Raw genomic sequence first — 3,520 nt, forward strand, 5'->3', positions numbered from 1 at the left:
GTTGCGCGACGTACGGTACGCACGGTGTTCCACGCCGTTGATCTGCAGGGCGCGCTGGGCGCGGCCGGGGGCGGCGAACACGAACAAGCCGACGGCGGCGGCCAGAATGAGACGAGAAAGGGGCATCGGAGGTATACGGCGCGGCTCAACCGATTGCTGTGGCGCCGCCTGCGGCGGCGCGGTGACGCGTAAGGAGTTATGAGTTGCCTCCGAGCTGCACTGCGTAAGGGGGGTGACTGTCTGCGCGGGGCGGTTAGGTGGCAACTCCTTACCCTTTTCGCTGTTCCGCGGCGCCGAAGGCGCCGTATGTTTCCCGTATGCCTACTGCCCTCGTCGCTCCCTCGATCGCTGATATCCGCGCCGCCAAGGCGCGCATCGCGCCGCACGCCGCGGTCACGCCCCTGCTCCGTTCGCCGGCGCTCGACGCCGTAGCGGGTGGCACGGTCCTGCTCAAAGCCGAGGTGCTGCAGCACACCGGGTCGTTCAAGCTCCGCGGCGCGCTGAATCGCCTGTTGCAGCTCAGCGACGACGAGCGCACCCGCGGCGTGGTGGCCTACAGCTCCGGGAATCACGCTCAGGCCGTGGCCTATAGCGCGACGCTCCTCGGTATGCGGTCGGTGATCGTGATGCCGAAGGATGCCCCGGCGCTCAAGATCGAGCGGACGCGCGCGTTTGGGGCCGAAGTGGTGCTCTACGACCGCTACTCCGAGGATCGCGTGGCCATCGGCGGCGCGATCGCGGCCGAACGCGGTTCCATCGTGGTGCCGCCCTTCGAGGATCCCCACATCGTGGCTGGTCAGGGCACGCTCGCCCTCGAGGCGCTCGAGCAGGCACAGGCGCTGGGGCACACCCCCGACGCGTTCCTGGTCTGCTGCGGCGGCGGTGGCCTTACGGCGGGCTGCGCGCTGGCCGCCGAGGCGATCTCGTCCGGCACCGTGGTGCACCCGTGCGAACCGGCGGAATTCGATGACACCGCGCGGTCGCTGGAGCTGGGGCATCGCGTGGCCAACGAGCCCGGCAAGCGGTCCATCTGCGACGCGATCGTCACCGATATCCCCGGCGAATTCACGTTCGGCATCAACCAGCCGCGTGTAGGTAAGGGGCTGCGGGTCACGGACGACGAAGTCCTCGCCGCGATCGCCTTTGCCGTACGCGAACTCAAGCTGGTCGTCGAGCCCGGCGGTGCGGCCGCATTGGCCGCGCTGCTCAGTGGAAAGCTCGAGACCCGCGACCGCACGACGCTCGTGGTGACCACCGGCGGCAACATCGACCCGGCGATTCTCGCCCGCGCGATCGGGGCGTAACGTCGCATGCGCGTGACCGAGGAGCGCGTCGTGTTGCGGCGTGCCACGCCAGACGACATCGCCCCCCTCAATGCGCTCATTGACGCGAGCGTGCGCCGCCTCGCCCCGGGCTTCTACACTCCGCAGCAGATCGACAGCTCACTGCGGCACATGTTCGGGGTGGACACTCGCCTGGTGGACGACGGCACGTACTTCGTGATCGAAGTGGACGACGTGCGCGCCGCGTGCGGCGGGTGGAGCCGGCGCCAGACGCTCTTCGGCGGCGATCAGCACAAGGCCGATCAGCAGGCCACTGATGCTCCGGTCGATCCGGCCACCGTGGCGGCGCGCATTCGTGCGTTCTTCGTGCATCCGGACTACGCGCGCCGTGGCCTCGCGCGACGGATGTACGAGCATTGCGCCGCCGAAGCGCGCACGGCGGGGTTTCGTGCGCTCGAACTGATGGGCACCCTGCCTGGCGTGCCGCTCTATCGCACGCTGGGGTTCGAAACGGTGGAGAAGGTCGAGGTGTTGCTGTCGGATGGGGTCGTGATTCCGTGTGAGAGGATGCGGCTGGAGCTGTGACCGCCGAAGAATCGTCCGGGAAGGTCCTCGCGTTCGACAGGGCGCATTTGGAGTAAGGCGGGTGGCAGCTTGTACGACTGAGAACCGAAAGCTGACAGCCGAAAGCTCCCCTCGAAGGTCCCGCGATCTCCAGGAGAGCTTTCAGTCGTGAGCCTTCAGCTGTCGGTTTTGTCAACGCTCCCGCGCCCCACGGCATAGTATTGGGCATGACTTCCCGCCGTGATTTCCTCGCCACCGGCGGCGCTGCGCTTGGCGCCCTGGCCGTCGGTCCCCGCCTCCTCGAGGCGGTCCCCGCAAAGGGCCTTCCTGCCCCGCCGCGCCTCCCGGCGCTCTACACCGACGCGGCCACGCGCGAGCTCATGATGGAGGCGCTCGACGCCGCCAAGCGCGCCGGCGCGTCGTGGGCCGACGTGCGCATTTCGCGCAACCGCAACAACAGCGTGCAGACGCGCGAGAAGCAGGTCACCGACGTCGTGGATGTGGACACGATGGGGTGCGGCGTGCGCGTGCTGGTCGACGGCTGCTGGGGCTTTGCCGCCACACAGGAGCTGAGCAAGACCGGCGTGGGGCTCGCGGCGCAGGAAGCCGTGGCCATCGCCAAGGCCAACCGCCTCGCGCGCGACCGCCGCGTGGAGCTCGCCCCGGCCCCCGCGCAGGTGGACAAGACGTGGCGCTCAGCGTACACGATCGATCCGTTCACCATCCCTATCGAAGAGAAGGCCGACCTGCTGCTGCGCGCCAACGCCGCCGCACTCACCGTGCCGACAGTGCGCTTCGTGAACAGCGGGTTGTCGTTCGTGAAGGAAGAGCGCAACTACGCCAACACCGACGGTACGGTCACCACGCAGGATTACGTGCGCAGCTGGGTCACGATGAGCTGCACGGCCGTAGCGCCTGACCGAAGCGGCACCGCCGTGCGTGGTCCCGAGGTGGTACAGCCCGCCGGTCGCGGCTGGGAGTACGTGCTCGAAGCCGACATCGTGAACAACGCCAAGGTGTGGGCCGGTGAAGCCGCCGAGAAGCTCACCGCCAAGCCGGTGGAACCGGGGCGCTACGATCTCATTCTCCATCCGTCGCAGCTGTTCCTCACGATTCACGAGTCCGTGGCACACGCCACCGAGCTCGATCGCGCGATGGGCTACGAAGCCAACTACGCCGGCACCTCCTTCGTGGCGCCGCCGGAGAAGGTGCTCGGCTCGCTCAAGTTCGGCTCGCCGATCATGCAGGTCATCGGCAATCGCAGCGAACCCGGCGCGCTGGCCACCATCGGCTACGACGACGACGGGGTGGTGCCCGACGACTTCCCCATCATCAAGGACGGCATCTTCGTGGACTACCAGACCAACCGCGAGCAGGCGCCGTGGTTGCGCGAGTACTATGCGAAGACCGGCAAGCCCGTGCGCTCACACGGCTGCTCGTATGCCCAGAGCTGGGCCGACGTGGCCTTCCTCCGCATGCCCAACGTGTCGCTGCAGCCCGGCGACAAGGACCTCGGCTGGGACGATCTCATCGCCGCCACCGACAAGGGCATCGCGATGATCGGCCGCGCCAGCTACTCGATTGATCAGCAGCGATACAACGCACAGTTCGGCGCCCAGCTCTGCTACGAGATCCGCAAGGGCAAGATCGTGGGCCAGGTGAAGGACGCCGCG

Annotated in this window: 3 protein-coding genes; all 3 read left to right on the forward strand. The window is 68.0% G+C overall.

Annotated features, from left to right (window positions below; all coding sequences use genetic code 11):
- Nucleotides 1-317 precede the first annotated feature (317 nt).
- A complete protein-coding gene (locus ACIQ6O_RS14615) occupies nucleotides 318-1,304 on the forward strand; it encodes a threonine/serine dehydratase (RefSeq protein WP_396208516.1) in 987 nt (328 codons plus the stop codon).
- A 6-nt stretch (nucleotides 1,305-1,310) separates the two neighbouring features.
- Nucleotides 1,311-1,868: a GNAT family N-acetyltransferase gene (locus ACIQ6O_RS14620; RefSeq protein WP_396208517.1), complete on the forward strand. Its 558-nt coding sequence runs from the start codon at nucleotides 1,311-1,313 to the stop codon at nucleotides 1,866-1,868.
- A gap of 206 nt (nucleotides 1,869-2,074) precedes the next feature.
- A partial coding sequence (locus ACIQ6O_RS14625) for a TldD/PmbA family protein (protein WP_396208518.1) occupies nucleotides 2,075-3,520 on the forward strand: 1,446 nt, incomplete at its 3' end.

Origin of the sequence: Gemmatimonas sp. (assembly GCF_044345575.1) — a bacterium.
Lineage (GTDB): Bacteria > Gemmatimonadota > Gemmatimonadetes > Gemmatimonadales > Gemmatimonadaceae > Gemmatimonas.

Bases quoted from the DNA above. Each gene is read 5' to 3' on its own strand.
- ACIQ6O_RS14615 (WP_396208516.1), top strand. From the start codon at position 318: ATGCCTACTGCCCTCGTCGCTCCCTCGATCGCTGATATCCGCGCCGCC.
- ACIQ6O_RS14620 (WP_396208517.1), top strand. From the start codon at position 1,311: ATGCGCGTGACCGAGGAGCGCGTCGTGTTGCGGCGTGCCACGCCAGAC.